The organism is Nocardioides agri (genome assembly GCF_013778305.1).
GTDB classification, from domain to species: domain Bacteria; phylum Actinomycetota; class Actinomycetes; order Propionibacteriales; family Nocardioidaceae; genus Nocardioides; species Nocardioides agri.
In genome coordinates this window covers 492583-517766 of the sequence record NZ_JACEIC010000002.1, presented here as the reverse complement: position 1 = coordinate 517766, position 25184 = coordinate 492583, and the positions used below count along the sequence as shown (strand labels likewise).

Below are 25184 nucleotides of genomic sequence, written 5' to 3'. Positions count from 1 at the left end.
CGGCGAAGCGGTTCCCCGCCAAAAGCGCACCAAAGAGGCCGCGATGAACGCTCCGGACCAGCCCGACCGGAAAGGACTCGACGCCCTCACCGAACGCCTCGCAGGCCACCGGATCGCCGGTGGGTGCGACTCCTGCAACGCCTACCAAACAGTCGCTGAGGTCGACGGGATCTACGTCGTCAAGGTCAGTCACGACGACTGGTGTCCGCGCTACAAAGCCATGCGTCGACGGCCGAAGCGTGGAAGGCGGTCGCGGTGAACCGGTCGACTCGGTGGGGCGGCGAACGGGTCGCCGAGATCCGCGACTACTTCCGCGCCACCCTCCCGGCGCCGTGCGGTCGGTGCGGACGACCCGTCACGACCGGAGACCGGTGGGTGGTCGGGCATGTCGTCGACCGTGTCGTCGCACCCGAACGGACATGGGATCTGTCGAACATGCGGGTTGAACACCGAACGTGTTCGGACCGGTCCTCACAGGCGGCGGTGATCGCGAAAGCCCGCGCCGACGCACGGCGGGACGCCGGTCTGCCGCCCGAACACACGGCCAATGGCGCCGGTGTCCGGCCCCGTGTCGTCGGTCCGGCACACCGGCCCGCAGGCGGTTCTTGGAGGCCACCCACCTCGTCGGGAAGCCCCGACCCTTCGCTTTTGTGTCCCCGGGACCTCGAGGTCCCCGCGATCCCGTGGGACGACTTGACGAACGGTCCGTGGCTGCGCCGATTCGCGACGATCCCGTTCGACGCGTCGCCGCCGCGGGCCATGTCGCCGCCGCACCCTGACGCGACCGGGTCCTACGGCGAGGCCGCCGAGGCGTGGGTCCGCGCCGAACTCGGAATCGTCCTCCGTTGGTGGCAGGCCCTCGCCCTGACCCGCCTCCTCGAACACGACGCGGACGGGCGCCTCGTGTGGGCGACGGCGATCAGCTCGACGCCGCGTCGGGCCGGTAAGTCCCGGCTGTTGCTGGCGTTGGCGGCGTGGCGAATCGCCCATGGCGACGCCCTCGGCGAGATCCCGCAGACCGTCGTGCACGTGTCGTTGGATCGGTCGAGCGTGATGGAGGTTTTGCGCCTCTCGTGGCCATGGGCAATCGGCAACGGATTCACCGTGCGGAAGGCGTCCGGCCTTGAGTCGATCGAGTTGCCGGATGGGAGTAGGTGGCTACTCAAGAGCGACAAGGCGGTCTACGGCTTGGAGGTCGGTCTCGGCGTCGTCGACGAAGCATGGTCGGTGGACGCCGAGGTCGTCGACGACGGTCTCGAACCGGCGACGATCCACCGGACCTGTCCTCAGATCGTGTTGACCTCGACCGCGCACCGACGAGCGACGAGTCTCATGCGCCGGCGCCTCGCGGCCGCGGTCGCGGGCTACGGCGACGACTGGTCGACGTTGGTTCTCTGGTGGGCGGCCCCGGGCGGTGCCGCGATCGGCGACCCGGCGACTTGGCGGGCCGCGTCCCCGCATTGGACGGACCAACAGGCCCGGTTGATCGCCGACCGGTGGGGCCGGGTGCAACGCGGCGAGGCAGACCCACAGGCCGACGACCTCGACCCCCTCGAAGGGTTCAAAGCTCAATACCTGAACCTGTGGCCGCCGGTCGACGCGGCGGCCGGGCGCCGCGAGGCCCCGGCGATCCCCGCGGACCTGTGGTCGTCTGCGTTGTCGGCCGACGGCACTCCGACCGGTCGCCCGGTGGCCGCCGCGATCGAGGGTTGGTTCGCGGCCGGGATCTCGGTCGCGTTCGCGTGGATCGACGACCACGGCCGGGCGGTCGTGTCGGCCGAGTCGGCGCCTACTCTCTCCGACGCCGTCGACCGGGTGCGGTCCGCCGGGCCGCCGGTCGTGCTGGTCGGGAAGTCCCTCGCCGCCGACGCGGCCCTGACCGCCCTCGCCTCGGCGGTGACGGTCGAACCGGTCGGGGACTCGACGTTGGGCGTCGTCACCGAGCTACGCCGCCTTGTCGACGAGAACCGGGTCCGGCACGACGGATCCGCGGTTCTCACTGATCAGGTCTCCGGCCTGACCGTCGTCGACTCGACCACCGGCCCGCGGCTACGGCCCGGCGCCGTCGTGTCCGCGGTCAAGGCCGCGACGTGGGCGGCCCGTCGTGCCCTCGCCGCCACCGAACCCCCGGCGATCTTTTGACGCCGGACGCACCCAACGAAGGAGACCCCTCATGCCGAAGCGCAACGGACTACCGGACCCGGCCGGGTTCCTGCCCGGACCCGCGGTGCCGACCCGGCCCCGGACCCTGCCCGACACCGCTACGGTCGCCGCGTACGCGGGCGACCTCGCCGCACCGTTGGCCCGGATCGACGACGCGATCGCGGCCGCCGACGCCGCGGTCGCCGACCTTGAAGCCGCCCGCCCCGGCGGCCGCCGCTACACCGACGATCTCGCCGCCGACGTCGCCGACCGGGTCGCGGACCGGACCCCGAAGGCGGTCCGCCTCGACAAGCTCCTCGACGGCGACCGGCGTCGTTGGGTCGCGGCCACGATCGCCTGTCAGGCGGCCGCCGAGATCACCCGCACCGCGGCCGCGAAGCTCGACCGCCCGGCGATCGCGACCGCGGTCCGGAAGGTCGTCGACAAGGCCGCCGCCGAATGGGCGAACGCCGCGACGGCCGGATGGTTCGGCCGCGCCGACAAGCTCGCCGCGTGGGAACACCGACGCGACGGCGAGGACGCCCTCGGCACCTATTGGGCCGCCCTCGCCGTGTGGTCGTGGGCGACCGGCACCGGCGGACGCGCACCGGAGGCCACCCGACCGGTCCGTGTCCCCGACGTCGACGGCCTCCCGCCCGGCCCGTCGGCCCGCGGAACCTGGCTTGCCCTCGAACTGGCCCTCGAACCCGACTCGGTGTGGTTGCACCTACCGACCGGAGTCGTGTGGCCCGACGGCGCCGAGGCCACGGTCCTCAAGGCCCTGCCCGACAGTGGTCGACAGTTCGCGGACCTTGCCAACCACGGCGCCCACCCGGTCGCCCTCGACACCGGGACCGGGAGTAGGTGAGTCCGATGCTGCTAGGCACGATCCCGTTCGGCGGACACGTCGAACTCCGCGGCGGTCGCCTCCTCGAACTCGTCCCCGAAACCCTCGAGGACTTCCTCGACCCCGGCACCCGCGGCACGACACCGATCCTGTTCGACCACGACCCCGCCGACCCCGTCGGGTGGCTGACGGCCGTTAAGACCAAACACCATCGGCTACTGATCTACGGCGACCTCAACGACACCTACCCGCGGGCACGGGCCGCCGAACGACTCATCCGGTCCGGCACCATGCGCGGCCTATCGCCGCGCGTGATCGTCCGGGACGACGACCGGATGTATGCGCCCACCGGCGCATGGGGTCGCGGCCTGGTCGCATCCGTGCCCGAGGTCTCCGTCGTTTGGCGGCCGAGGATCACAGGTGCCGCGTGGCAGGTCGGTTAACGCGTCGCGCCGGTCGGCGGCAACCTTTCTGAGCTTTCCCCGGCACGCCGCTATCGCGGGGCGATAACTTGCAGCGCGAGGAAGGGGTCGCAAAGTGGATTGGCTTGATCCGAAGTCTGTTGGGCAGGTTGCAACAGCGGCGGCGGCGCTTGCTGGTGTGTTTGCCGCGTTGGCCTCCCTCAGCGTGGCGGGGCGGTTGCGATCCGCAATCGAACGTGACCATCGCGTCTGTCTGGCGGCGACCGACGCCGCTGCGCGCGGGGTGCTTGCAAGGTCTATCAACCGGCGGACCTTCCGCCTTGCGGCACACATCGAGGTACCGCCCCGGCGGTACCTACTCACTGCGATCGTGTTTGTGTATGCGGGCCTCTTCGTGGCCGCGATCCTCATGGACGCCACGCAAAACCCCTCGGAGGTCGCCGCGGCGGGCGCAACGATCGTGTTGTCGATTCTCTCGCTGTTCTGCGATTTGGAGTCGATCGGTGCGCTTGCGCGCGCCCGCTTTCTGACACCGTTCAGCCGCAACGCGCCGAAGGTACGCAACTCATTCATCATGGTCGCGAAGACCTGGCAATGGATCAGTGCCGTTCTCCTGGTCGCCGCAGGCGCCGCCGCCGCTGCCGGACTGTTCCTCGGTCGGCGTCGGGAGGGCGAAAACACGACGATCACGGTTGTCCTGATGGTCCTGACGTTCGCGGTTTTCGCGTCCACGGCGGGCTACGCGGTGCGCATCCGATTAACTCGAATCCGGCGAATCGAACACTGGCGCGATCGGGTGGGCGAGCTTCGCGACGAATTGCGCGACGCACAAGCCAAGGTCGCCGAGGCGAACGCGCGATTCGCGTCAGCTCCGCGCGACACTACGGAATCTGGCGCCGCCTACTTCGCCGTGATGCACTTCGAACTGCAGGTAGATCGACTACGTGAGCGAATCCAGAAGGAACTCGACGCCGTTGGCTTCACGCGAAGGACGGGCGTCAAGAAGGTCGATAGGCGCAATCGACGGATCGCGCTTAGGTTCCTCGACAACCCAGACGGGACGCCCGCGTCGGCGTTGTGACACCTAGCCGTGTGGCCCACGGGTGTCGGCGGTCGGGCATAGCGTCCGGAACATGGCCTCCCGATCCAACATCACGCCGGGCATTCAGCTCGCGCAGCTCGACGGCCGCGCCCGGTACCACCTGACCAACAACACGCCGCGCGAGGCGGCCCTCGACGACCTGCGCAGCATCGGGGCGCCGCCCGACCAGATTCGGGAGGCGGCCGACTCGGCCCGGTTCCGATATCTGTCGGACCCGCGCCTCAGGTTCCAAGACGGGGACGTCGCGCGGCTACTCGAGGAACTCCTCTGACCGCCGACGGCCCGTGTCGGTGACGGTGATTACGGTTGATCGTCCTCCGGCTTGGTTTGTTGGACGTTCTCGATAAGCCAAGTCGCGATCACCGCAGTAAGCGAGCTGACGACCGCGATGCCCACCACCATCAACGCTGCCGCCACGAAACGGCCGGTCGTGGTCACCGGGTACCGGTCGCCATAGCCGACGGTCGTGACGGTCGTGGCGGCCCACCACAGGGCGTCCCCGGCCGTAGTGATGTTCGCGCCGGGTGCATCGCGTTCGGCGTCGAGGATCGCAAGCGCGCCGAGACCAAGCGCCATGACCGCGACCCCGGCGACGTAGACCGAGACCCGACCGGCGAGGCCGCCGACCGCGGACCGGTTCAGGATCCGCGCGAACGCGAGTAGCCGCAGCAGCCTCAGCGGCCGCAGCATCGGGGCCGCGATCAAAACCACGTCATACCAATGGTGTAGCGCGTAGTGGCGGCGACGGTCGGCAAGGTACAGCCGGATCACAAAGTCGATTGCGAACGCGCCCCAAATCGTCCACGACGCGACCGTGAGGACGCTCTCGACGTCAGGATCGAGGCGAGGATCGAGGACCGGCCACGCGTACGCGATGAGAAAGGCGGTCGCGAGCAACAGCAGCGGAACCTCGCTCTGTTTCTCCCATCGCTCAACCCTGCTGGTCGATTCGGGCACGGCAGAACGCTACGGCACCGCGGGAGTCGGACGCGGACCGAACTCGGTCGCCATGCTGGCGGCGGCCGCGCGGCCCCTCAGTTCTCGCAGGCCGTCCCGTCTCGGTCGCGGTCGAGGCGGCGGTAGTTCTCCCAATAGACGGCCACGGCACGCGGGGTCGTTGCCGGCCGCGAGTAGCCGTCGCGTACGGCCATATTCGCGGCAACCCGGCCCTTCGCGACGCCGTTGGGCCATGCGCGAGTCAACCTGTCGCAGGAGGAAAAGTACGGCGCCGCTGCGTCGGCGGGTGTCGCAACCAAGAAGAGGGGCGCCGCAAGGGCGAGTGTTGCGACGGCCCCCCGGAGAGCGTTCGTCGGAGTCATGGGCCGAACTGTACGAGCATTCCGTCGCCGAAAAGCGGAATCCTACGGACTGCCGCTGTACGAGGATCGTCGACGGGGACGCGGCGCAGCTACTCGAAAACGTGCCTCAGATTTGGGAGAACGAGCGCTCGAGTGTCGACGTTGACCGTAATCACGTGCATCCTCTTGGGCAGATCCCGGTCGGACGCATTCTCGGAGGCAAGATCGTGTCATTCATGTCCGTTCGTCAGGCGAGCGTCGTTGCTTTCGCGGCGGTGACGCTCACGGTGCCAAGTTCGATCGCGCCGGTCGTTGCCGCCCCGGAACACGGAACAATCGCCGTGACGTCGGCGGCACCTCGGGCGGGGGCGGTGCCCAAGGCGGTCAACGGCAAGAAGATCACCAAGAAGCTCCGTGCTGCGATCAACGGACTACCCGTTCGCAACGAGCACAGGAACGGCTATGCCCGCGAGAAGTTCAAGCTGTGGGACGACCCGGATCGGGACTGTCAGGACACTCGCGCCGAGGTACTGCGCCAAGAGTCCAAGAAGAAGGTCACCGGCAACTGCACGGTGAAGTCGGGCAGGTGGGTCAGTCAGTACGACGGCGTCACGAAGACCAAGGCAAAGGCCTTGGACATAGACCACATGGTGCCGTTGGCCGAGGCGTGGGACTCCGGCGCACGCAATTGGAACCCGGCGCACCGTGAGGCCTACGCCAACGATCTCGCGGACGGCCGGGCGTTGATTGCGGTTACCCAAGCGGCGAATCGGTCCAAGGGCGACCGTGACCCGGGCGAGTGGATGCCGATCAAGTACCCGTGCAAGTACATCCTTCAGTGGACCGTCGTGAAGGTCCGGTGGGGCCTCTCGGTCGATCAGTTCGAGAAGGAATCGCTGTTGCTGACCGCGCAGTACTGCGAGAACAAGAAGTTCACGACCCACCGTGCCAAGGTGAAGATGGTCGGTGGGTCGTCCGGCGGCGGTACCGGCGGCGGCGGGGGTGGCACCGGCGGCGGTGGCGGCGGCGGCGGCGGTGGCGGTGGCGGCGGTGGCGGCGGTGGCCTTGACCCGCGGTTCTCTACCTGCACCGACGCGATCGACCACGGATACGGTCCTTACTACCGTGGCCGCGACCCGGAGTATTGGTGGTACGAAGATCGCGACCACGACGGGATCGTCTGCGAATAGCGCGTCCCCGACCTCGAACGACGACGCGTTTCGGTCGCGTCCTAGTAGGGGAACCATCAGCCCGTGACGACGTGGATCTCGCAGGCCGCCGCGGCCGAGATCGTCGGGTGCAACGCGACGACGATCGAACACGCCGTCGCCGTCGGGAGGATCGCGCACCGACCCCGGCGCGGTCCCCGGCCTAGCCTCGACCGCGCGTCCGTCGAGGCGTTCGCGAAGACATGGCAGGCCGAACAAGCTCGCCGGGCAGAACGGCGGGCCGCGCGTCCGGCGCGGGACCCGGAACCGACCGGCCCGCCGCCGACCGACGACGTGTGGCTAGATAGCCCGACGACGGCGGCCCTCCTCGGGTGGACGCCGACGTACGTCGCCCGCCTCGCCGACCACGATCGTCTGCCGGGGATCCGGCATGGGCGGCGTTGGTGGTTCAGGCGCGCCGACGTCGAGCGGTATGCGGCGGCGCGAGCGTTCGCCCTTCGGTTCAAGACGGCCTGATCATGCCCGCGTGGGTTCAGCTCGTCCTCATCGCCGCCGGGTTCGCAATCGGCGGGTCACTGATCGCGTCATGGTGGCGAGGCGATCCGTAGGCGCTAGTCCCCGGATCGCCAATCAAGCCTCACAGTGTCCGGTCGGAAGTAGGGGAGTCCCTCGACCCACCCGGCGGGTCGGCCGCGGGGCGACGCAAGCAGGGTTACGACAACCACCGCGTCAAGGACGGCGCGTTGACGATCGAGTGGTAGGTCCAACCACGCCTGTCCCGGATCCGGGGCGGACGCCACGCCCTCGAGCGCGGTCCCGGAGTAGGCGGAGGTCACCGCGTCGCGTATCTGTTCTAGGCGCGCCTCTAGCTCGGACGTCGCCGTCGCGAGTTGGGGACCGTCGATCTCGCCACGCGCGAACATGGAGGCCAATGCTTGCTTGCGCCCGGTCAGGGTCGCGGCCTCGGTCTCCAACGCGCCCACGTCGGTTCCGGGCGGAGTCCAAAGAAGGTCGGCGCGATCGGACTCCCGAAGCCAACGCACGATCGCCTTGGTGACGAAGTCGTCGAGTGGTTCTTGCGCGCGTGCGACGTGTGACCGCTCGCGGCACCGGTAGGTGCTGATTCCTTTCGACGCACCGACTCGGACCGGGCCGTCGCACGCCCAACAGCGATACAACCCGGAACCCAACCACCGGACCCCCGACGACGAAGGTGCCGTCCGCCTCGCCGGGTTTGTCAGGAGGCGGGTGACGGCGCGCCACTTTTCCGGTTCGATCACAGGCGGCCATTCGGCCTCGCCGATGATCTCGCCTTGGTGCTCCATGAAGCCCGCGTTGCGGGGCCGGAGGAGGATCCGCCTCGGTCCGTCGGGACGCCACTCTTTCCCCGTCGTGGTCGTGATACCCCGCCGGTTCCACTCGCGCGCGATTGCCGCGAGGGAGTCGCCCGCGAGCACCCGGTCGGCGGCCTCGCGGATCGCGTCTGCCTCGGAGTCCCGCACTGTTACGCCGTCGGCGTTGTACCCGAACGGACGGCGACCGCCCTTCCACGTCCCCTCGGTCGCCGCACGACGCTTCGCGCGTCGTTGCCGGTCGATTGCGTGTTCGATCTCGAACCGGGCGTACGACCCGAGGTTCCTTGCAAACAGCTTGCCGGAGGGCGTCGTCAGGTCGATCCGTCCGGCCCTCACTGTGTGGGTATCGACCCCGCCCCTTTCGCACGCGTCGATGTATGCCTCCAACTCGGTTGGGTTCCGGTGCAAGCGGTCGGTGTGCCACGCGATCACGACGTCGGCGTCCCCGGCGGCAACCCGTTCTAGTAGCGCGAGGTATTGGGGCCGTTGCTTCCCCGAGTAGGCAGACAGGTCGTTGTCGACGTAGACGCCCACGACCGTCGCGCCAAGCCGGTCGGCGAGTGTGCGGCAATCGGCCTCTTGGGTCGCCACCTTGATCCCCGCGCCGACGCGGTCCTTGCTGATACGAGCGTAGATCAGTGCTCTCACAGACTAAGAATGTCATAGACGCACTTTCGACCTCGCCATCGCGATCTCCGTCCTGGCGGCTGCGGGCACCCTGCCGATCGAGTCGCTGACGGCGACGGCGTTCATCGGCGAGCTCACGCTCGACGGCAACCTGCGGTCGGTGACCGGCGTGCTACCGATGGTGCTCGCCGCGGCCGAGCGCGGCGTCCGTGCGGTGTTCGTGCCCGAGCCGCAGGCCGACGAGGCCGCGATGGTCCCCGACATGAGCGTGATCGGGGTGCGCTCCCTGGCCCAGGTGGTCGCGGTCCTCCGTGGTGAGGAGGTGCCGGACGCCGACCCCGTGGCGCCGCTCTCGGGCGCCCGGTTGCTCGCCTGGCGGGGGCAGGAGCGGCTCGAGGAGCTCGACCTCGCCGACCTGCTGGGCGTCGACGACGCGCGCTACGCCGTCGAGGTCGCCGCCGCGGGCGGCCACCACCTGCTGCTGTCCGGCCCGAAGGGCTCCGGCAAGACCAGCCTGGCCGAACGCATCCCGGGCATCCTGCCCGACCTCTCCCCGGACGAGTCGCTCGAGCTCAGCGCGATCTGCTCCCTGGCCGGCACCCTCGACCCGGCCGCAGGCATGCTGACCCGGCCACCGTTCTCGGCGCCGCACCACGACGCCAGCAAGGCGAGCATCATCGGCGGCGGGTCGGGAGCCGTCCAGCCGGGCGAGGTGAGCCGGGCGCACGCGGGCGTGCTGTTCCTCGACGAGTTCCCGCTGTTCCGCTCCGACGTGATCGAGGCGCTGCGGCAGCCGCTGGAGAGCGGCGACGTCACCGTGGCCCGGCGTGACGAGTCGGTGACCCTCCCCGCCCGCGGCATGGTCGTGCTCGCCTGCAACCCGTGCCCGTGCGGCGACTTCAGCGGTGACGTGCGGCTCAACACGTGCACGTGCCGTGAGGTCCAGCGCCGTGACTACCGCAACAAGGTGACCGGACCGGTGGCCGACCGGGTCGACATCGTGCGCCACCTGCCCCCGCTTCGGAAGCGCGACGCGGTCGCCGACCTGGAGCGGGCGGAGACCTCCGCCGAGGTGGGCCGGCGGGTCGCGGCGGCCCGCACCCGGCAGGCGGAGCGCTACGCGGGCGAGAGCTGGCGGCTCAACGGGCACGCCCCGGGCCCGGTGCTGCGGGAGCGCTGGCCGCTGACGAAGGCCGGCCAGGCCGCGGTCGACGAGCTGCTCTACGACGGCGGGCTCAGTCGCCGCGGCGCCACCCGGGTGCATCGGCTCTCGTGGACGGTCGCGGACCTGCGGCGCCTCGACCGCCCCGGGCTCGACGAGGTCGAGACCGCGCTGCGGCTGCGCGTCGGCGAGCCGCTCCTGCTCCGGATGCTGGAGCGTGTGTCATGACGGCGCCCGACGACGAGCGCCTCGCCCGCGTCGCCCTCGGCGCGATCGCCGAGCCCGGGAAGGTGTCGCTGCTCGACGCGGTGACCGACCTCGGCGCGGTGACGGTCCGCGACCGGCTGCTCGAGGACCCCGTGGTCGGCCCGCGGATCGCTGCGATCGACGGGGTGCGCGAGATCGAGCTCGCCGCGAGAGCCGGGTTGCGCTTCGTCGTGCCCGGCGACGAGGAGTGGCCCGCGGGACTCGCCGACCTCGCCGGCGCGGGCGCGGTCCAGGAGCGCGGCGGCACACCCCTGGGGCTGTGGGTGCGCGGGCCCCTCCGTCTGGGCGACCTCGACCGCTCGGCCGCGGTGGTGGGATCGCGCACGGCCACCACCTACGGCGCCGACCTCGCCCGAGAGGTCGCCGCCGACGTCGCCGGCGCCGGGCGGGTCATCGTGTCGGGAGCTGCCTTCGGCATCGACCAGGCCGCGCACCGCGGCGCGATCGCGGCCGGGTCGCCGACCGTGGCCGTGCTGGCGTGCGGCGCCGACCGCATCTACCCCGACGCGCACCGCGACCTCATCGAGCACATCGCGGCGACCGGGGCGGTGGTCTCGGAGACGGTGCCGGGCGGCGCGCCGATGCGGGTGCGGTTCCTGTCCCGCAACCGGCTGATCGCCGCGCTGACCGGCGGCACCGTCGTGGTCGAGGCAGCCCTGCGCAGCGGGGCGCTCAACACGGCCAACTGGGCCGGGCGGCTCAACCGGCACCTGATGGGCGTCCCAGGACCGGTGACCAGCGCGGCCTCCTCCGGCGTGCACCAGCTGATCCGCACCGGCGCGGCGACCCTGGTCACCTCGGGCGCCGAGGTCCTGGAGGTGCTCGGTGCCGCGGGCGAGCACCTGCTCACCAGGCCGCGCGGCCGGGACCGCCCGCGCGACGCCCTGACCGAGCGCCAGCGCCTGGTGCTCGACGCGGTCCCGGTCGCCCGCGGCGCGACGTCCTCCTCGATCGCGCGCCTGGTCGGCCTCAGCCCCGACCGAGCGCACGTCACGCTGCTCGAGCTGGAGGTGCGCGCGATGGTCGAGTGCGCCGAGGACGGCTGGCGGCTCGCGTCGCTGGCCCACGACTGACCGTGAGCCGCCTACGGTGGGCGCATGCGCCTCGAGAACCTCGTCATCGACGCAGCCGACCCGCAGCGCCTGGGCCGCTTCTGGCAGGCAGTGCTCGACAGCGAGCCGCTCACCGACGAGCCCGGCATCTTCGAGACCCGGGTCGAGTTCGGTGGCGGCCCCTTCCTCGACCTGTGCTTCCAGCACGTCGCCGAGCCGCCGAGCGAGCCGCCCCGGCTGCACGTGGACCTCCGAGGTGGGGAGCGCCAGGCCGCCGAGGTCGAGCGTCTCCTGGGTCTCGGTGCCCGACACCTCGACATCGGCCAGGGTGACGTGCCGTGGGTGGTGCTCGCCGACCCCGAGGGCTACCCGTGCTGCGTCATGGAGGAGCGCGCGTCGTACGCCGACACGGGCCCGATCGCCGCGCTGCCGCTCGACTCCGCCGACCCCGACCGCGACGCCGGGTTCTGGTCCTGGCTGACCGGGTGGACCGACGTGGACGGGCTCGCACCCAGGTCGCTGCGTCACGAGTCCGGGCGCGGACCGCTGCTCGAGCTGGTGCCGGAGTCCGCTCCCAAGGGAGCCGCCAAGAACCGGCTCCACCTCGACGTCCGGCTCGAGGCGCACGAGGACGCCGACGAGGTCGCGGCCCGGATCGCCGAGCGAGGCGGTCGCGCCTTGGTGACCGACTGGGGTGACCTGCCGTGGCGCTCCTACGCGGACCCGTCCGGCAACGAGTTCTGCGTGCTCCCGGCTTCCGGCGTGGGCTGACCGGTGGGACGCCGGGACGTTCCTACAGTGGCAGGGTGAGCGAGGAGGTCGTGGAGGCGGAGGGCGGGCTGCCCGAACCGATGGCGGCCGTGCTCGGTGACTACGAGCGTCACCTCACCGTCGAGCGCGACCTGACCCCGCACACCGTCCGTGCCTACGTCGCCGACGTCGCCGGCCTGCTCGACCACGCGGCCCGCCTCGGCGGCACCGACGTGACCGACCTGGACCTGCGCACCCTGCGCAGCTGGCTCGCCAAGCAGCAGACGATGGGCCGCTCCCGCACCACGATCGCCCGGCGGGCCACCGCGGCGCGGGTGTTCACCGCATGGCTCGCGCGCACCGGCCGGATCCCGACGGACGTCGGCGCCAGCCTCGGCTCGCCGAAGGCCCACAAGTCGCTGCCGCCGGTGCTGCGCGCCGACGAGGCCGCCGAGCTGGTGCGCGCCGCGACCGAGCGCGCCGACGACGGCAGCCCGACCGGCCTGCGCGACGTGGCAATGCTCGAGCTGCTCTACGCCACCGGGATCCGCGTCGGCGAGCTGGTCGGCCTCGACGTCGACGATCTCGACCGGGAGCGCAACGTGGTCCGGGTGTTCGGCAAGGGCCGCAAGGAGCGCACCGTGCCCTTCGGTCGGCCGGCGGCGCGGGCCGTGGACTTCTGGGTCCGCCAGGGCCGGCCGCTGCTGGCGGTCGAGGGCTCGGGCGCCGCGCTCTTCCTCGGCGCCCGGGGGAGGCGGATCGACCAGCGAGCCGTCCGGACGATGGTGCACCGGCGGATCGCCGACGTGCCCGGCGCCCCGGACATCGGGCCGCACGGCCTACGGCACACCGCGGCCACCCACCTGCTCGAAGGTGGGGCCGACCTGCGCTCGGTGCAGGAGCTGCTGGGCCACGCCTCCCTGGCGACGACGCAGCTCTACACGCACGTCACGACGGACCGGCTCCGCCGCGCGTACCAGCAGGCGCACCCGCGGGCCTGACGGACCGCAGCCGCCAGCGGACGAGACCGACCGTGCCGATCACCACCCACACCAGGTTGAGCACGGCCGAGGGCCACGCTCCGTACCAGGCGGAGTTGACCATCAGCAGCGCGCCACCGACCAGGTTCATGACCTGGAAGGTCAGTCCGGTGCCCGGCAGCCGACCGGCGGTGACCAGGGCGTAGGCACCGAGCAGGAGCGCCATGCCGACCCAGCCGGCGATGTTGACGATGACCGTGTCCACGCGCCCATCATGTCGAGGACGCGGGCGTAGGGCGTCGTGACCCGGCCGAGCGGGGCGGACGACGTGACGCCGAGGGGCGAGTCGCGCCACAGCGGCAGCAGGCGGACCGTGCCGGCGCCGACCAGCCGCAACGGGTCGAGGTAGGTGTCCGCGCTCTCGATCCAGCCCCAGTGGAGGCAGGCACGGGGGACGCAGTGCGACCCGGCGAGCGCGAGGACCCCGATCGGGTCCCCGGCGGCCACGACATCCCCGGCGGCGACCGCGGCGTCGACCGGCTCGTAGGTGGTGCGCGTCGCGCCGTGGTCGACCACGACGACGCCCCGGCCGGCCAGCACCCCCGCCCACGAGACCCGGCCGGGCAGGGCGGCTCGGACCCGCTGCCCGACCGCCCCGGCCAGGTCCACCCCGCGGTGGCCGGCGCCCCACGGGTCGGCGGGCGGGTCGAAGCCCGCCACGACCGGGGGCTCCGGGACCAGGGGCCAGACGCCGACCGGGTCGGCCTCGGCGCGGGCCGCCGGCGTCGACCACGGCATTGCGGCGACCAGAGCGGCGACGACAGCGGCGACGAGGGGCAGCGGGACGTGGCGGCGTAGGGTCATGCGTGCAGGCTGCCGGGACCCGCGGACGCCCGCCTCGCCGCGCGGCGGGGCCTGGGGACAACGGTGTCCGAGCGGCGCCTGTGCACGATTGGCGTCCATCGGTCGCGGGGGACTACCCTGGTCCGTGCAACCCGTATGGGTTGACTTCGCACGTCCGCAGACCGCGACGGGACCTGGCACTCCGAGGACCCGACCACCCGCGGGCGTGACCCTCAGTCCAGCCGCACGGCTGGTCGGGTCGCGCGCAGACGTCAGGGCCGAGGGCACCCGCCCGAGGCAGGAACTGAAAACCAACGCGAGCACGTCCCGGTCCGCCCTGCGTCAAGGGCGGACACAACGGGTGCGGGCTCCACACAAGGAGATCCACATGGCAGTCGTGACCATGCGCCAGCTTCTCGAGAGCGGCGTCCACTTCGGGCACCAGACCCGTCGCTGGAACCCGAAGATGAAGCGCTTCATCATGACCGAGCGCAACGGCATCTACATCATCGACCTGCAGCAGTCGCTGTCCTACATCGACCGGTCGTACGCCTTCGTCAAGGAGACCGTCGCCAAGGGCGGCACCATCCTCTTCGTCGGCACCAAGAAGCAGGCGCAGGAGGCGATCGCCGAGCAGGCGACCCGCGTCGGCATGCCCTACGTCAACCAGCGCTGGCTGGGCGGCATGCTCACCAACTTCCAGACCGTGCACCAGCGGATCAACCGTCTCAAGGAGCTCGACGAGATCGACTTCGACGACGTGGCCGGCAGCAGCCGCACCAAGAAGGAGCTGCTGCAGATGCGCCGCGAGCGCGACAAGCTGAACAAGTCGCTCGGCGGCATCCGCGAGATGAGCCGGACCCCCGCCGCGGTGTGGATCGTCGACACCAACAAGGAGCACCTCGCCGTCGAGGAGGCGCGCAAGCTGCGCATCCCGATCATCGGCATCCTGGACTCCAACTGCGACCCCGACCAGGTCGACTTCCCGATCCCGGGCAACGACGACGCCATCCGCGCCGTGGGCCTGCTGACCCGCGTGGTCGCCGACGCCGTCGCCGAGGGCCTGATCGCCCGCTCCGGCTCGAAGGCCGCCGAGGGCACCGAGGCCGTGGGTGCCGAGGAGCCGCTGGCCGAGTGGGAGCGCGAGCTGCTGGGTGGCGACGCCGAGCAGGCCGCCGCCGAGGCGACCGGCGACGCGAACGCCGAGACCCCCGCCGCGGAGGCGACCGGTGCTGCGTCGGAGGCCGCCGAGGCTGTCGAGGCTGTCGAGGCGACCGAGCCCGTCGAGGCGACCGAGGCCGTCGAGGTCGAGGCCGCTGAGGCCAGCGACGCCCAGGCCTGACCGACTCCACTCCGACGTACTGAAGAGGAAGACACATGGCTTACACCGCAGCCGACGTCAAGAAGCTCCGTGAGCTGACGCAGGCCGGCATGATGGACTGCAAGAAGGCGCTCGACGAGACCGACGGCGACTTCGACAAGGCTGTCGAGCTGCTCCGCGTCAAGGGTGCCGCCAAGGCGGCCGCCCGGGCCGCGGAGCGCGAGGCCTCGGCCGGTCTGGTCGCTGCCTCCGGCAACGCCCTGATCAGCCTCAAGGCGGAGACCGACTTCGTCGCCAAGAACGAGGCGTTCATCAACGCCGCGCAGGCGATCGCCGCGGCAGCCGACGCCAACAAGGTCGGCGACGCCGAGGCGCTCAAGGCCGTCTCGCTCGGCGACAAGACGGTCGGTGAGACCGTCGAGGAGCTCGCCCGCACCATCGGCGAGAAGATCGAGCTCGGCGAGGTCGCCTACTTCGAGGGCACCACGACGGTCTACCTGCACAAGAAGGCCTCGGACCTGCCCCCGGCCCTCGGCGTGCTCGTCGAGTACCAGGGCGACGAGGCCGCCGCCAAGCAGGCCGCCCAGCAGGCCGCCGCGCTGAAGGCGCAGTACCTCACCAGCGACCAGGTCCCGGCCGACGTCGTCGCCGCGGAGAAGGACGTGCTGACCAAGAAGACGCTCGAGGAGGGCAAGCCCGAGGCTGCCGTCGCGAAGATCGTCGAGGGTCGCATCAACGCCTTCTTCAAGGAGATCGTCCTCCTCGACCAGGAGTCGGTCTTCGAGGCCAAGAAGTCGGTCAAGCAGGTCCTGGACGCCGCCAACACCTCGGTGACGCGCTTCGCGCGTTTCGAGGTCGGCGCCTGAGCGGATAGGTTCAGTCCAGACGAACCACGAGGAGGCCGGTGTGATGACAGGAGACCTGATCATCACACCGGCCTTCTCGCGTCACCACCCTTTCCACGACGTACGAAGGAGCCGCCCGTGACCGGTTACAAGCGAGTTCTGCTCAAGCTCTCCGGCGAGGTCTTCGGGGGAGGCAAGGTCGGGGTCGACCCCGACGTCGTCCAGGCGGTGGCGCGCGAGGTCGCGGCCGTCGTGGAGGCGGGCGTGCAGATCGCGGTCGTGACCGGTGGCGGCAACTTCTTCCGCGGCGCCGAGCTCCAGCAGCGCGGCATGGACCGGGTCCGGGCCGACTACATGGGCATGCTCGGCATCGTCATGAACTGCCTCGCGCTCCAGGACTTCCTCGAGAAGATGGGCGTCGAGACCCGCGTCCAGACCGCGATCACGATGGGGCAGGTCGCCGAGCCCTACGTCCCCCGGCGGGCGATCCGGCACATGGAGAAGGGCCGCGTCGTGATCTTCGGAGCCGGCATGGGCATGCCGTTCTTCTCCACCGACACCGTCGCCGTCCAGCGGGCGCTCGAGAGCAAGTGCGACGTCGTGCTGGTCGCCAAGAGCGGCGTCGACGGCGTCTACTCCGCAGACCCCCACCTCGACCCGACCGCGACCAAGTTCGACGAGCTCACCTACGACGAGGCGATGTCGCGCGGGCTGCGCATCATGGACCAGACGGCCTTCGCCCTGTGCGGGGAGAACAAGCTCCCGATGCTCGTGTTCGGCATGGAGCCCGAGGGCAACATCCTGCGCGCCGTCCAGGGTGAGAAGATTGGCACGCTCGTCAGCGCCGGCTGACCAGCAGACCCACGAACGAATCAGCTGGATCGCAGAAGGAGCAGCCGTGATCAACGACATCCTCAACGAGGCCGACGGCAAGATGGACAAGTCGGTCGAGGCGACGCGCGAGGAGTTCGCTGCGATCCGTGCCGGTCGGGCGCACCCCAGCATGTTCAGCAAGATCGTCGCCGAGTACTACGGCACCCCGACGCCGCTGCAGCAGCTCGCGTCGTTCACCGCCCCCGAGGCGCGCGTGATCCTCATCCAGCCCTACGACCAGGGCGCGATGCAGGCGATCGAGAAGGCGATCCGCGACTCCGACCTCGGCGTCAACCCGGCCGACGACGGCAAGGTCATCCGGTGCGTGTTCCCGGAGCTGACCGAGGAGCGCCGCAAGGAGTACATCAAGGTCGCCAAGGCCAAGGCCGAGGACGGCCGCGTCGCGGTCCGCAACCTGCGCCGTACGGCCAAGCAGCACCTCGAGAAGCTCGAGAAGGACGGCGAGGTCGGCAAGGACGACGTCACCGGCGCCGAGAAGCGGCTCGACTCGATGACCAAGAAGCACACCGACGCCATCGACGAGATGCTCAAGCACAAGGAGGCCGAGCTGATCGAGGTCTGAGCCGACCTCGCCCCGCTCGACACTTCATGACTGCCACCACGCCGACCCCCCAGAAGGACCACGGCCGCGCCGGCCGGGACCTCCCAGCCGCCATCACCTCGGCGGTCGTCCTCGTCGGCGCGATCCTGGCGTCCCTGCTGTTCTGGAAGACCGCGTTCATGGTGATCGTGGCGATCGCCGTGGTGGTCGCGATCTGGGAGCTCCACCGCGGCCTCCAGGCCAAGGACATCGACATCCCCGAGCAGCCGCTCATGCTCGGCGGCGTCGTCATGGTGGTCGTCGCCTACTTCTGGGGTACGCCGGCGCTGGTGTCCGCCACCGCCGTCACGGCGCTGATCACCATGCTCTGGCTGCTTCGGCGAGGCGTCGACGGCTACGTGCAGAACGCGACCGCGGCGGTCTTCAGCCTGATCTACGTGCCGTTCCTCGGCTCGTTCGTGGCGCTGCTGCTCGCCGAGGGCGAGGGCCCCAACGGCGGTGGTCTCGACGACCCCGGCGTGCAGGGCATCATCACGTTCATCGCGATCACCGTCGCCTCCGACACCGGCGGGTACGTCGCGGGGGTGCTGTTCGGCAAGCACCCGATGGCCCCCGTCATCTCGCCCAAGAAGTCCTGGGAGGGCTTCGCCGGCTCCGCGGTCTTCTGCCTCGTCGCCGGCTGGGCCCTCGTCGTCTACCTCCTCGACGGCGCGTGGTGGGTCGGCCTCCTGCTCGGTGCCGTCGCGGTGGTGATGGCCACGCTCGGTGACCTCTGCGAGTCGGTCATCAAGCGCGACCTCGGCATCAAGGACATGAGCCAGGTGATCCCCGGACACGGCGGCCTCATGGACCGCCTGGACTCGTTGCTGGCCACGATCGCGCCGACATGGCTGCTGCTCTATTACCTGGTCTACTGACCTACCTGATCTAGCATCGAGAGTGATGAGCACCGAGCAGCACGACCAGACGGAGTCGGCGGACGTCCAGGGCGACGTCCAGGACGACGTGCAGGTCCCCGACGACGGGCGGCAGCCCGACTGGTGGCACCGCGACCACCCGACGTTCACGGCCCTGAGCGGCTTCTTCACCGGGCTCGCCTTCGTCGTCGTGGTCCCGGGCCTCTTCATCGGCCTGCTGAACTGGCTGTTCGCCGACGACACCGCCGAGGACCTCTTCCCGTTCGTGCTGGTCACGCTCGGCGTGCCGATCGGCCTGGTGATCGCGCCGAAGACGCGGCGTTTCGGGCTCTACATGCTCATCGGTGTCGTCATGACCGCGCTCGTGGTGCTCGGGGTCGGCGGCCTGGTGCTCTGGTTCATGCTCACCTACCAGTCCTGACGAATCGCGCCGGGGCCGGCGCGGGTGGGAGAATCGCAGCGATGTCAGAGCGCACGAACCTCCCACTCGTCTTCGACGAGCCACGCGGCCGCAAGAAGCCCCCGCAGCACCTCGCCGACCTCGACCCGGCCGAGCGCAAGGCCCGGCTCGAGGAGCTGGGCCTCCCGGGGTTCCGGGCCAAGCAGCTCTCGACCCACTACTTCGGCCGGCTCGTCGACGACCCGGCCGAGATGACCGACCTGCCGGCAGGTCAGCGCGACGAGCTCGTCGCCGGGCTGCTGCCCGAGCTGATGACGCCGCTGCGCACCCTCGAGGCCGACCGGGGCACCACCCGCAAGACGCTGTGGAAGCTCTTCGACGGCGCTCTCGTCGAGTCGGTGCTGATGCGCTACCCCGACCGCGCGACGATGTGCGTCTCCAGCCAGGCCGGCTGCGGGATGGCGTGCCCCTTCTGCGCGACCGGCCAGGGCGGGCTGCAGCGCAACATGTCGACCGCGGAGATCGTCGAGCAGGTCGTCGCCGGTGCCCGGTCTCTGGCCCGCGGCGAGGTGCCGGGCGGCCCCGGCCGGGTCTCCAACGTGGTCTTCATGGGCATGGGGGAGCCGCTGGCCAACTACAAGGCCGTCATCGGCGCCGTACGCCGCCTCACCGACCCCACGCCGGACGGCCTCGGCATGAGTGCCCGGGGCGTCACCGTCTCCACGGTGGGCCTGGTGCCGCGGATGCTCCAGCTGGCCGAGGAGGGCATCCCGGTCACGCTGGCGCTGAGCCTGCACGCGCCCGACGACGAGCTGCGCAACGAGCTGGTGCCGATCAACACCCGCTTCTCGGTCGCCGAGACCGTCGACGCGGCCTGGAACTACGCCAAGGTCACCAAGCGCCGGGTGTCGATCGAGTACGCCATGATGCGCGGCATCAACGACCACGCCTGGCGCGCCGACCTGCTGGGCGACGTGCTCCGCGAGCGGGGCGACTGGGGCTGGGTGCACGTCAACCTGATCCCGCTCAACCCGACGCCGGGGTCGAAGTGGACGGCCTCCGACCCGGCCGACGAGCGCGAGTTCGTGCGCCGTCTCGAGGCCAAGGGCATCCCCACGACGGTGCGGGACACCCGAGGCCGCGAGATCGACGGCGCGTGCGGCCAGCTGGCCGCCTCCGAGTGAGCGGCTAGCTACTTCTTCAGCTTCGGCGCCGGCAGCACCAGCTCGACGTTGCGTGCCTTGCGGTCGCCGCGACGGTCGAACGTGCGCTCCTGCCAGTCGTTCGCCGACAGCAGCCGGGAGATGCCGGCGAGCTGGGTGGGGTCGGTGAGGTCGCTGCCGGGCGTCGCCGGGCCGGCGTGGTCGAGCATCGTCGTGAAGATCGACAGCGTGCCGTCCTTGTTGTCGGCGATCTCGATGAGCCGGGCCTGCTGCGGCCAGTCGATGTGCGAGGCGGTGTTGATCTCCCAGAAGCCGCCGACGGCCTTGCCGCCCTTCTTCCGCGGGTGCGCCCAGATCTGGTTGGTGTGCGTGTGCCCGTTGACCCACGCGACGACCGTCGGGTGGCGCAGCAGCTCCTTCTCCAGCTTCGCGGCGAGCGCGTGGTCGCTGAAGGACTCGAGGGGGTGGTGGCTGAAGAGCACCACGAGCTTGTCGGTGCTGCGCTTGAGCAGCTTCTTGAGCCAGGCGAACTGCGCGTCGTCCATGGCGCCGTGCTGGCCGATCGGCGCGACGGTGTCGAGCACGACCATCCGCACGTCACCCTGGTCGAAGAAGTAGTACGCCGTGTTCTTCGCCCGGTTCTCCGCGGTGAAGCCGTGGCCCTTCGGGGCGCCGGTGGTCGAGAAGTGCTCGTCGACCCACGCCGAGCGGTCCAGCAGGCGGCGGTCCGGGTCGGGGCTGACCGTCCGCGAGCTCGTGCCGCCGAGCGACAGGCTCTTGGTCGTCCCGGTGGCCTTCGCGTTGAAGGCGGCGCTGATGGGGAAGTTGCCCTGCACCAGGCCGTCGTGGTTGCCCATCGTCGCGTACCACGGCATCTTCAGGCCGGTCGCGCGGAAGGGCTGGCGGGCGGCGTCGAGCAGGCCGGGGATCGGCCGGAAGCCGTTCTGGGACGCGATGTCGGGGGCTTGGCCGGCGGGCACGCCGTCCGGGTGCCAGAACGCCGTGTTGTACGACGCGGGGTCCTGGTCCATGACGCCCTCGTACTTGGAGCGGTCGCCCGAGTCGATCTGCACGCTCTTGCCGCCGTCGAGCAGGTCGATGTTCCAGCGGAGCTCGTTGTACTGGGCGGTGTCGGAGTTGTCACCGGTCTGGATCGCGAAGGAGAGCTTGCGACCGGTGACCGGGCCGCGCCTGGTGGTGTTGATCGCGCGCACCATCGCGTCGGCGACGTGGCCGCACAGCATCTCCTGGGGGCGGTAGGCGCTGCTGCTCTGCGGCTCGCCGAACTCCAGGCGGATCGGCGACTGGGAGTCGATGATGTGGACGTCGCTCAGCTGGGCGAACGCCGCGAGCGCCTTGCGTCGCTTCTGGCGGCCCTTGCGCGCGGAGGCACCGAGGCCGGTGCGGACGAGGTGCTTCTCGCCGGCCTGCTTGACGACGGGCCGCCAGCCACCCGCACCCGCCGGCCCCTTCCCGAGCACGGCGGAGACGGTGGTGCCGCGCGCGGCCGGGCCGGCGACGGCGGCGTCGGCGAGGCCGGCGCTCAGTGCGGCGGCGCCACCTGCGGCGGCGGAGGAGCGGAGGAGGTCGCGACGATTGATCTGCACCCGCGTCAATCTAGGCTCCCCGTCCCGTTCACGTCCCCGAAACAATGAGGTTCGCCGCGTCCTCCACGGAGTCGACGAGGTGCACGTGCCTCTCCATCGGGAGGCCGCGCGCGAGCGAGCGCAGCAGCGGCCAGACCGGCACCGTCTCCGTCCAGTAGGTCGCGCCCACCAGCACCATCGGGGCGACCGACGACTCGTCGGCGTAGAAGTTCTCGCAGCCGTCCTGGAAGACCTCCTGCACGGTGCCGGCGCTGCCGGGCAGGAAGACGATGCCGGCGGCGCAGACCTCGAGCAGGATCGCCTCACGGGTGGAGTTGCGGAAGTACTTCGCGATGGCCGTGGCGAACACGTTCGGCGGCTCGTGGCCGTAGTGCCAGGTCGGGATGCCGAGGTTGGCGGCGCCCGCGGGGTGGCGCTCGAGGACGTCGAAGGCGCACTGCGCCCAGGCGTCGACCGACGGCCGGAACGACGGCACCGCCGCCAGCCGCTCGAGCGCGTCGTCGAGGGCGGTCGCGCGGCCGGACAGGTAGGCGCCGAGGTTGGCCGCCTCCATGGCGCCGGGGCCGCCGCCGGTCGCGACCACGTGCGACGCGCCCAGCAGCGCGCCGAGCCGGGCCGCCTCGGCGTACCCGGGGTGCCCGCGCTCGACCCGGTGGCCGCCCATCACGCCGACCAGGCGCCGCCCGGCCACCCACTCCTGGAGGGCCAGGTCGATCGTGTGGTCGTGCAGGGCGCGGCCGAGCGCCGCGTCGGGGTCGGTGGGGCGCTGGGACCAGGCGTACGCCGCCGCGTCGAGCGAGTCGGCGTACGCCGGCGTGTCGTAGAGCTCGGCGGGGGAGTAGAGCGAGCTGCGCGGCTCGACCGGCAGGTCGTCGGGCACCCGGAGGACCAGCGCGCCCGCCGCGACCACCCGCTCGGCGTCGCCGGGTGCGAAGTCGCACGCCAGGAACGTGGCGCCCGCGACCGACACCGACGCGAGCGCCTCGTGCCGCTCGCGGAGGTCGACGCCGCGCAGCCGCCAGCCGCGCAGCGAGGTCGCCCCCGCGGCCAGCCGTGCGTCGAGATCCTCGACGGACTCGACGTGGACGACGCGGCCGCGGGAGCGCTTCACGCGGACGACTCTAGGACGGCCACCTAGAACGCATGAGCCATCAGCTCGCTGAACAGCTCGTGCTCGTCGACCTGGAGACCCCGCGCCCGGAACCACGTGCACACGTTCGTGCAGTCGCGCAGCAGGAAGTCCATCCCCGCGGGGTTCCCGACCAGGTCGACCATCTGTGGCAGGTCGATGACCACGAGGCGCTCGCCCGCGGCGAGGATGTTGTACGGCGAGAGGTCGCCGTGCACCATCCCGTGGCGGGCGAGCTCGGCGAGGAACTCCCGCACCTGGGCGAGGTACGACGCGAGCAGCGGCGGGTCCGGTCGGGTCTGGGCCAGCCGCGGCGCGGTCTCGACGCCGTCGTCCGACTCGACGGTGATCCACTCCATGAGGAGCTCGGTGCCGTCGATCTGCACGGGGTAGGGGACCGCGAGGCCGAGCCCGTGGCAGCGCACGAGCGCGTCCCACTCGGCCAGCGCCCACTGGCCGGCGGCCACGGCGCGGCCGTGGGCGGACTTCTTGGCCACCGCCCGGTTGTCGCGGGTGTTGCGGACCTTGCGGCCGGCCGTGTAGGAGGCGGACCGGTGGAAGTCGCGGTGGTCCTCGCCGCGGTAGCGCTTCGCGACCATGACGACCGACTCGCCCGGCGCGTCGCTGCCGGGAACGGCGCGCTCGAGCAGGAAGGCGTCCGCTTCCTTGCCGGTCTTGAGGATGCCGAGCTCGGTGTCGACCGCGGCCTGGGACGTCACGACCCAGTCGGGTCGTGGCTCCGGGCCGCGGCAGAGCGGCTCGACGCTCAGCCAGGTGGACCAGCGCTGCCCGTCCTCGACGTCGTCGTAGGTCTGGAAGTCGAAGACGAAGGCGGGATCGAGGTCAGGATCGAGGTCAGAGAGGGGGTTGTTCAACTCGGGTGCTCCGAACGGGTGAGAGGAGGTGGTCTGCGGACAGGCCAAGGACCGTCGTGGACATGTCACGCTCCTCTCGTTCGGGCACCCGGCGGCTCCGGGGCGACGCAGACACTCTCGGGCAGCGTGCGGGCCGCGAGCAACCGAATTAAATGGGCGACGCCCCGCCCGGGGGTGCGTCCGGGCGGAGCGTCGGATCGGGGGTGGGTCAGCAGACGGAGTCGCTGGGCTTCGGGTTCCTCAGCCCGAGCAGCGGCCGGAGGAGCAGCCCGACGTAGGTGCCGACGATCGCCATCACGCCCCACAGCCAGCCGTGCAGGCTGAAAGACGCGATGCCACCGAAGTAGGCACCGATGTTGCAGCCGAACGCGATCCGGGCGCCGTAGCCCATCAGCAGGCCGCCGACGACCGCGCCGACGCCGAGCCGGAACGGCACCCGCCGGTGCAGCACGAACGCCCCGGCGGCGGCCGAGGCGACCAGGGCGCCGAGGATGATGCCGAAGTCCATGACCGAGGTCTTCTCGGCGAGGATGCCGGCGTCGTACTTGGCGAGGTTGGCGGGGTCCTGCCAGAAGCCCCACGACAGCACGTCGACGCCGACGAGGTCGAGGATCTTCGAGCCCCACAGCGCGAACGCGAACGTCACGCCCCACGCGCCACCCGACACCCAGAGCGTCGCGGCGTTGAGGACCGCCAGCAGGATCGCGCCGACCCAGAGCGGCCACGAGCCGCGGATCGCCCGGGCGACGCCGCGCGCGATCGGTGCCGGCTCGAGCGGCGGGATCGAGCGCTTGCGGGCGAGCAGGTACGTCGCGCCGACGACGAGGCCCATGATCACGAGCGAGGCGACCCAGGCGCCGGCGTACCCGCCGAACCAGTCGGTCAGCGAGACCGGCTCGTGGCTCGGGAGCCCCATCCACCACGGGAACTGGTAGGCGCCGAGGGTGGCGCCGCCGATGAAGCCGGCGAGCGTCAGCAGGATCGCGGTGTGGCCGCTGCCGATCGCGAACAGCGTCCCGGAGGCGCAGGAGCCGCCGAGCTGCATGCCGACGCCGAACATGAAGGACCCGACGAACAGGCCCCAGCCGATCGGGGCGAGCGTGGGCGTCGCCGGCACGTCGTGGAACCCGACGCCGTTGGCGAGGATCGGCGCGAAGAGCGTGCACGCCACGGCCAGCATCAGCATGTGGGCGCGCAGCGCCTTGCCCTGGCGGACGGCGACCAGCTGCCGCCAGGCGGAGGTGAAGCCGAAGCGGCTGTGGAAGAGCACGAACCCCAGGGCCAGGCCGAGGGCGAACAGGATGGTGGGCACCTGCCCGGACCGGGCGTTGATGACGCCGCCGAGGACGAGTGCGCCGAGGAGGCCGAGGACGACGACCCGCGCTTGCGGTGGCGGCTCGGTGGCCGCGACCGGCGGCTCGCGGTGGGTCGCTTGGGTGGAGCGGTCGGTGAGGGACATGACGGTGCCTTTCCGAG

Annotated in this window: 27 protein-coding genes and 1 pseudogene; 19 read left to right on the top strand and 9 right to left on the bottom strand. The window is 71.0% G+C overall.

Annotated elements, in window-relative coordinates; all coding sequences use genetic code 11:
• Nucleotides 1-255 precede the first annotated feature (255 nt).
• From HZF07_RS06960 to HZF07_RS06940, 5 genes are all read left to right on the top strand, one after another.
• Nucleotides 256-2142, top strand: coding sequence for an HNH endonuclease (locus HZF07_RS06960; protein ID WP_157340449.1), 1887 nt, complete (start codon nt 256-258; stop codon nt 2140-2142).
• A gap of 31 nt (nt 2143-2173) precedes the next feature.
• Complete coding sequence (locus HZF07_RS06955; protein WP_157340447.1) at nt 2174-3010, top strand: hypothetical protein; 837 nt, start codon at nt 2174-2176, stop codon at nt 3008-3010.
• A gap of 5 nt (nt 3011-3015) precedes the next feature.
• Entirely contained in the window at nt 3016-3432 is a 417-nt protein-coding gene (locus HZF07_RS06950) for an HK97 family phage prohead protease (RefSeq protein ID WP_157340445.1), read from the top strand.
• Between the two features lie 94 nt (nt 3433-3526).
• The gene (locus HZF07_RS06945) at nt 3527-4492 is read left to right on the top strand and encodes a hypothetical protein (RefSeq protein ID WP_157340443.1); all 966 of its coding nucleotides are present in this window, start codon (nt 3527-3529) and stop codon (nt 4490-4492) included.
• Nucleotides 4493-4544: 52 nt separating this feature from the next.
• Nucleotides 4545-4784, top strand: a complete 240-nt coding sequence (locus HZF07_RS06940) for a hypothetical protein (RefSeq protein WP_157340441.1) — start codon at nt 4545-4547, stop codon at nt 4782-4784.
• A 29-nt stretch (nt 4785-4813) separates the two neighbouring features.
• On the opposite strand, the gene HZF07_RS06935 is transcribed toward HZF07_RS06940, so the two are convergent.
• Nucleotides 4814-5470, bottom strand: coding sequence for a potassium channel family protein (locus HZF07_RS06935; RefSeq protein ID WP_198346347.1), 657 nt, complete (start codon nt 5468-5470; stop codon nt 4814-4816).
• Between the two features lie 77 nt (nt 5471-5547).
• Nucleotides 5548-5832 (bottom strand): excalibur calcium-binding domain-containing protein, encoded by a 285-nt coding sequence (locus tag HZF07_RS24685; protein WP_157340439.1) that lies wholly within the window; start codon nt 5830-5832, stop codon nt 5548-5550.
• A gap of 155 nt (nt 5833-5987) precedes the next feature.
• Here HZF07_RS24685 and HZF07_RS06925 point away from each other — a divergent pair, with 155 nt between their 5' ends.
• Nucleotides 5988-7001: an excalibur calcium-binding domain-containing protein gene (locus tag HZF07_RS06925; RefSeq protein WP_157340437.1), complete on the top strand. Its 1014-nt coding sequence runs from the start codon at nt 5988-5990 to the stop codon at nt 6999-7001.
• 63 nt (nt 7002-7064) lie between these two features.
• Complete coding sequence (locus HZF07_RS24335) at nt 7065-7496, top strand: helix-turn-helix domain-containing protein (RefSeq protein ID WP_157340435.1); 432 nt, start codon at nt 7065-7067, stop codon at nt 7494-7496.
• 95 nt (nt 7497-7591) lie between these two features.
• On the opposite strand, the gene HZF07_RS06915 is transcribed toward HZF07_RS24335, so the two are convergent.
• The gene (locus tag HZF07_RS06915) at nt 7592-8983 is read right to left on the bottom strand and encodes a recombinase family protein (protein WP_157340433.1); all 1392 of its coding nucleotides are present in this window, start codon (nt 8981-8983) and stop codon (nt 7592-7594) included.
• Between the two features lie 34 nt (nt 8984-9017).
• On the opposite strand from HZF07_RS06915, the pseudogene HZF07_RS24680 reads away from it, so the two are divergent.
• The 5 genes and pseudogenes from HZF07_RS24680 to HZF07_RS06895 all read left to right on the top strand — a co-directional run.
• Nucleotides 9018-9215: pseudogene (locus HZF07_RS24680) on the top strand (magnesium chelatase domain-containing protein); the annotation flags it as partial.
• Nucleotides 9213-10352 (top strand): YifB family Mg chelatase-like AAA ATPase, encoded by a 1140-nt coding sequence (locus HZF07_RS06910; RefSeq protein WP_396954821.1) that lies wholly within the window; start codon nt 9213-9215, stop codon nt 10350-10352. The pseudogene HZF07_RS24680 and the gene HZF07_RS06910, both read left to right, overlap by 3 nt.
• Nucleotides 10349-11464: a DNA-processing protein DprA gene (dprA, locus tag HZF07_RS06905; RefSeq protein ID WP_157340431.1), complete on the top strand. Its 1116-nt coding sequence runs from the start codon at nt 10349-10351 to the stop codon at nt 11462-11464. The genes HZF07_RS06910 and dprA overlap by 4 nt, the downstream gene beginning before the upstream one ends.
• A gap of 24 nt (nt 11465-11488) precedes the next feature.
• Nucleotides 11489-12214, top strand: coding sequence for a VOC family protein (locus HZF07_RS06900; protein WP_157340429.1), 726 nt, complete (start codon nt 11489-11491; stop codon nt 12212-12214).
• Between the two features lie 80 nt (nt 12215-12294).
• A complete protein-coding gene (locus HZF07_RS06895; protein ID WP_157344691.1) occupies nt 12295-13194 on the top strand; it encodes a tyrosine recombinase XerC in 900 nt (299 codons plus the stop codon).
• On the opposite strand, the gene HZF07_RS06890 is transcribed toward HZF07_RS06895, so the two are convergent.
• A complete protein-coding gene (locus tag HZF07_RS06890) occupies nt 13142-13438 on the bottom strand; it encodes a CBU_0592 family membrane protein (RefSeq protein ID WP_198346346.1) in 297 nt (98 codons plus the stop codon). The genes HZF07_RS06895 and HZF07_RS06890 overlap by 53 nt on opposite strands.
• Complete coding sequence (locus HZF07_RS06885; protein WP_157340427.1) at nt 13336-14037, bottom strand: M23 family metallopeptidase; 702 nt, start codon at nt 14035-14037, stop codon at nt 13336-13338. Before HZF07_RS06885 ends, HZF07_RS06890 begins: the two co-directional genes overlap by 103 nt.
• A gap of 367 nt (nt 14038-14404) precedes the next feature.
• On the opposite strand from HZF07_RS06885, the gene rpsB reads away from it, so the two are divergent.
• The 7 genes from rpsB (at nt 14405) to rlmN (ending at nt 20118) form a co-directional block, all read left to right on the top strand.
• Nucleotides 14405-15358 carry a 30S ribosomal protein S2 gene (gene rpsB, locus HZF07_RS06880; RefSeq protein WP_157340425.1) on the top strand — a complete coding sequence of 318 codons (954 nt, stop codon included), beginning with the start codon at nt 14405-14407 and terminating at the stop codon, nt 15356-15358.
• Between the two features lie 35 nt (nt 15359-15393).
• Nucleotides 15394-16203: a translation elongation factor Ts gene (gene tsf, locus HZF07_RS06875; protein ID WP_157340423.1), complete on the top strand. Its 810-nt coding sequence runs from the start codon at nt 15394-15396 to the stop codon at nt 16201-16203.
• A 117-nt stretch (nt 16204-16320) separates the two neighbouring features.
• On the top strand, nt 16321-17034 hold the full coding sequence (gene pyrH, locus HZF07_RS06870) for a UMP kinase (RefSeq protein ID WP_181644888.1): 714 nt from the start codon (nt 16321-16323) through the stop codon (nt 17032-17034).
• A 49-nt stretch (nt 17035-17083) separates the two neighbouring features.
• Nucleotides 17084-17638 (top strand): ribosome recycling factor, encoded by a 555-nt coding sequence (gene frr, locus HZF07_RS06865; protein ID WP_309504895.1) that lies wholly within the window; start codon nt 17084-17086, stop codon nt 17636-17638.
• 26 nt (nt 17639-17664) lie between these two features.
• Entirely contained in the window at nt 17665-18534 is an 870-nt protein-coding gene (locus tag HZF07_RS06860; protein ID WP_157340421.1) for a phosphatidate cytidylyltransferase, read from the top strand.
• A 25-nt stretch (nt 18535-18559) separates the two neighbouring features.
• Nucleotides 18560-18955 (top strand): hypothetical protein, encoded by a 396-nt coding sequence (locus HZF07_RS06855; protein WP_198346345.1) that lies wholly within the window; start codon nt 18560-18562, stop codon nt 18953-18955.
• Between the two features lie 41 nt (nt 18956-18996).
• Nucleotides 18997-20118: a 23S rRNA (adenine(2503)-C(2))-methyltransferase RlmN gene (gene rlmN / locus HZF07_RS06850; protein ID WP_157340419.1), complete on the top strand. Its 1122-nt coding sequence runs from the start codon at nt 18997-18999 to the stop codon at nt 20116-20118.
• A gap of 8 nt (nt 20119-20126) precedes the next feature.
• Here the strand turns inward: rlmN and HZF07_RS06845 are convergent, their stop codons facing one another.
• From HZF07_RS06845 to HZF07_RS06830, 4 genes are all read right to left on the bottom strand, one after another.
• On the bottom strand, nt 20127-21704 hold the full coding sequence (locus tag HZF07_RS06845) for a TIGR03767 family metallophosphoesterase (protein WP_181644886.1): 1578 nt from the start codon (nt 21702-21704) through the stop codon (nt 20127-20129).
• Nucleotides 21705-21732: 28 nt separating this feature from the next.
• Nucleotides 21733-22815 carry an LOG family protein gene (locus HZF07_RS06840; RefSeq protein WP_181644885.1) on the bottom strand — a complete coding sequence of 361 codons (1083 nt, stop codon included), beginning with the start codon at nt 22813-22815 and terminating at the stop codon, nt 21733-21735.
• A gap of 23 nt (nt 22816-22838) precedes the next feature.
• A complete protein-coding gene (locus tag HZF07_RS06835) occupies nt 22839-23708 on the bottom strand; it encodes a serine protein kinase RIO (RefSeq protein WP_232523022.1) in 870 nt (289 codons plus the stop codon).
• A gap of 208 nt (nt 23709-23916) precedes the next feature.
• Nucleotides 23917-25167: a YeeE/YedE family protein gene (locus HZF07_RS06830; protein ID WP_157340416.1), complete on the bottom strand. Its 1251-nt coding sequence runs from the start codon at nt 25165-25167 to the stop codon at nt 23917-23919.
• Nucleotides 25168-25184 lie beyond the last annotated feature (17 nt).

Bases quoted from the DNA above. Each gene is read 5' to 3' on its own strand.
- HZF07_RS06955 (WP_157340447.1), top strand. From the start codon at position 2,174: ATGCCGAAGCGCAACGGACTACCGGACCCGGCCGGGTTCCTGCCCGGA.
- HZF07_RS06950 (WP_157340445.1), top strand. From the start codon at position 3,016: ATGCTGCTAGGCACGATCCCGTTCGGCGGACACGTCGAACTCCGCGGC.
- HZF07_RS06940 (WP_157340441.1), top strand. From the start codon at position 4,545: ATGGCCTCCCGATCCAACATCACGCCGGGCATTCAGCTCGCGCAGCTC.
- HZF07_RS24685 (WP_157340439.1), bottom strand. From the start codon at position 5,832: ATGACTCCGACGAACGCTCTCCGGGGGGCCGTCGCAACACTCGCCCTT.
- HZF07_RS06910 (WP_396954821.1), top strand. From the start codon at position 9,213: ATGGTCCCCGACATGAGCGTGATCGGGGTGCGCTCCCTGGCCCAGGTG.
- dprA (WP_157340431.1), top strand. From the start codon at position 10,349: ATGACGGCGCCCGACGACGAGCGCCTCGCCCGCGTCGCCCTCGGCGCG.
- HZF07_RS06900 (WP_157340429.1), top strand. From the start codon at position 11,489: ATGCGCCTCGAGAACCTCGTCATCGACGCAGCCGACCCGCAGCGCCTG.
- HZF07_RS06895 (WP_157344691.1), top strand. From the start codon at position 12,295: ATGGCGGCCGTGCTCGGTGACTACGAGCGTCACCTCACCGTCGAGCGC.
- HZF07_RS06885 (WP_157340427.1), bottom strand. From the start codon at position 14,037: ATGACCCTACGCCGCCACGTCCCGCTGCCCCTCGTCGCCGCTGTCGTC.
- rpsB (WP_157340425.1), top strand. From the start codon at position 14,405: ATGGCAGTCGTGACCATGCGCCAGCTTCTCGAGAGCGGCGTCCACTTC.
- tsf (WP_157340423.1), top strand. From the start codon at position 15,394: ATGGCTTACACCGCAGCCGACGTCAAGAAGCTCCGTGAGCTGACGCAG.
- HZF07_RS06860 (WP_157340421.1), top strand. From the start codon at position 17,665: ATGACTGCCACCACGCCGACCCCCCAGAAGGACCACGGCCGCGCCGGC.
- HZF07_RS06855 (WP_198346345.1), top strand. From the start codon at position 18,560: ATGAGCACCGAGCAGCACGACCAGACGGAGTCGGCGGACGTCCAGGGC.
- rlmN (WP_157340419.1), top strand. From the start codon at position 18,997: ATGTCAGAGCGCACGAACCTCCCACTCGTCTTCGACGAGCCACGCGGC.
- HZF07_RS06830 (WP_157340416.1), bottom strand. From the start codon at position 25,167: ATGTCCCTCACCGACCGCTCCACCCAAGCGACCCACCGCGAGCCGCCG.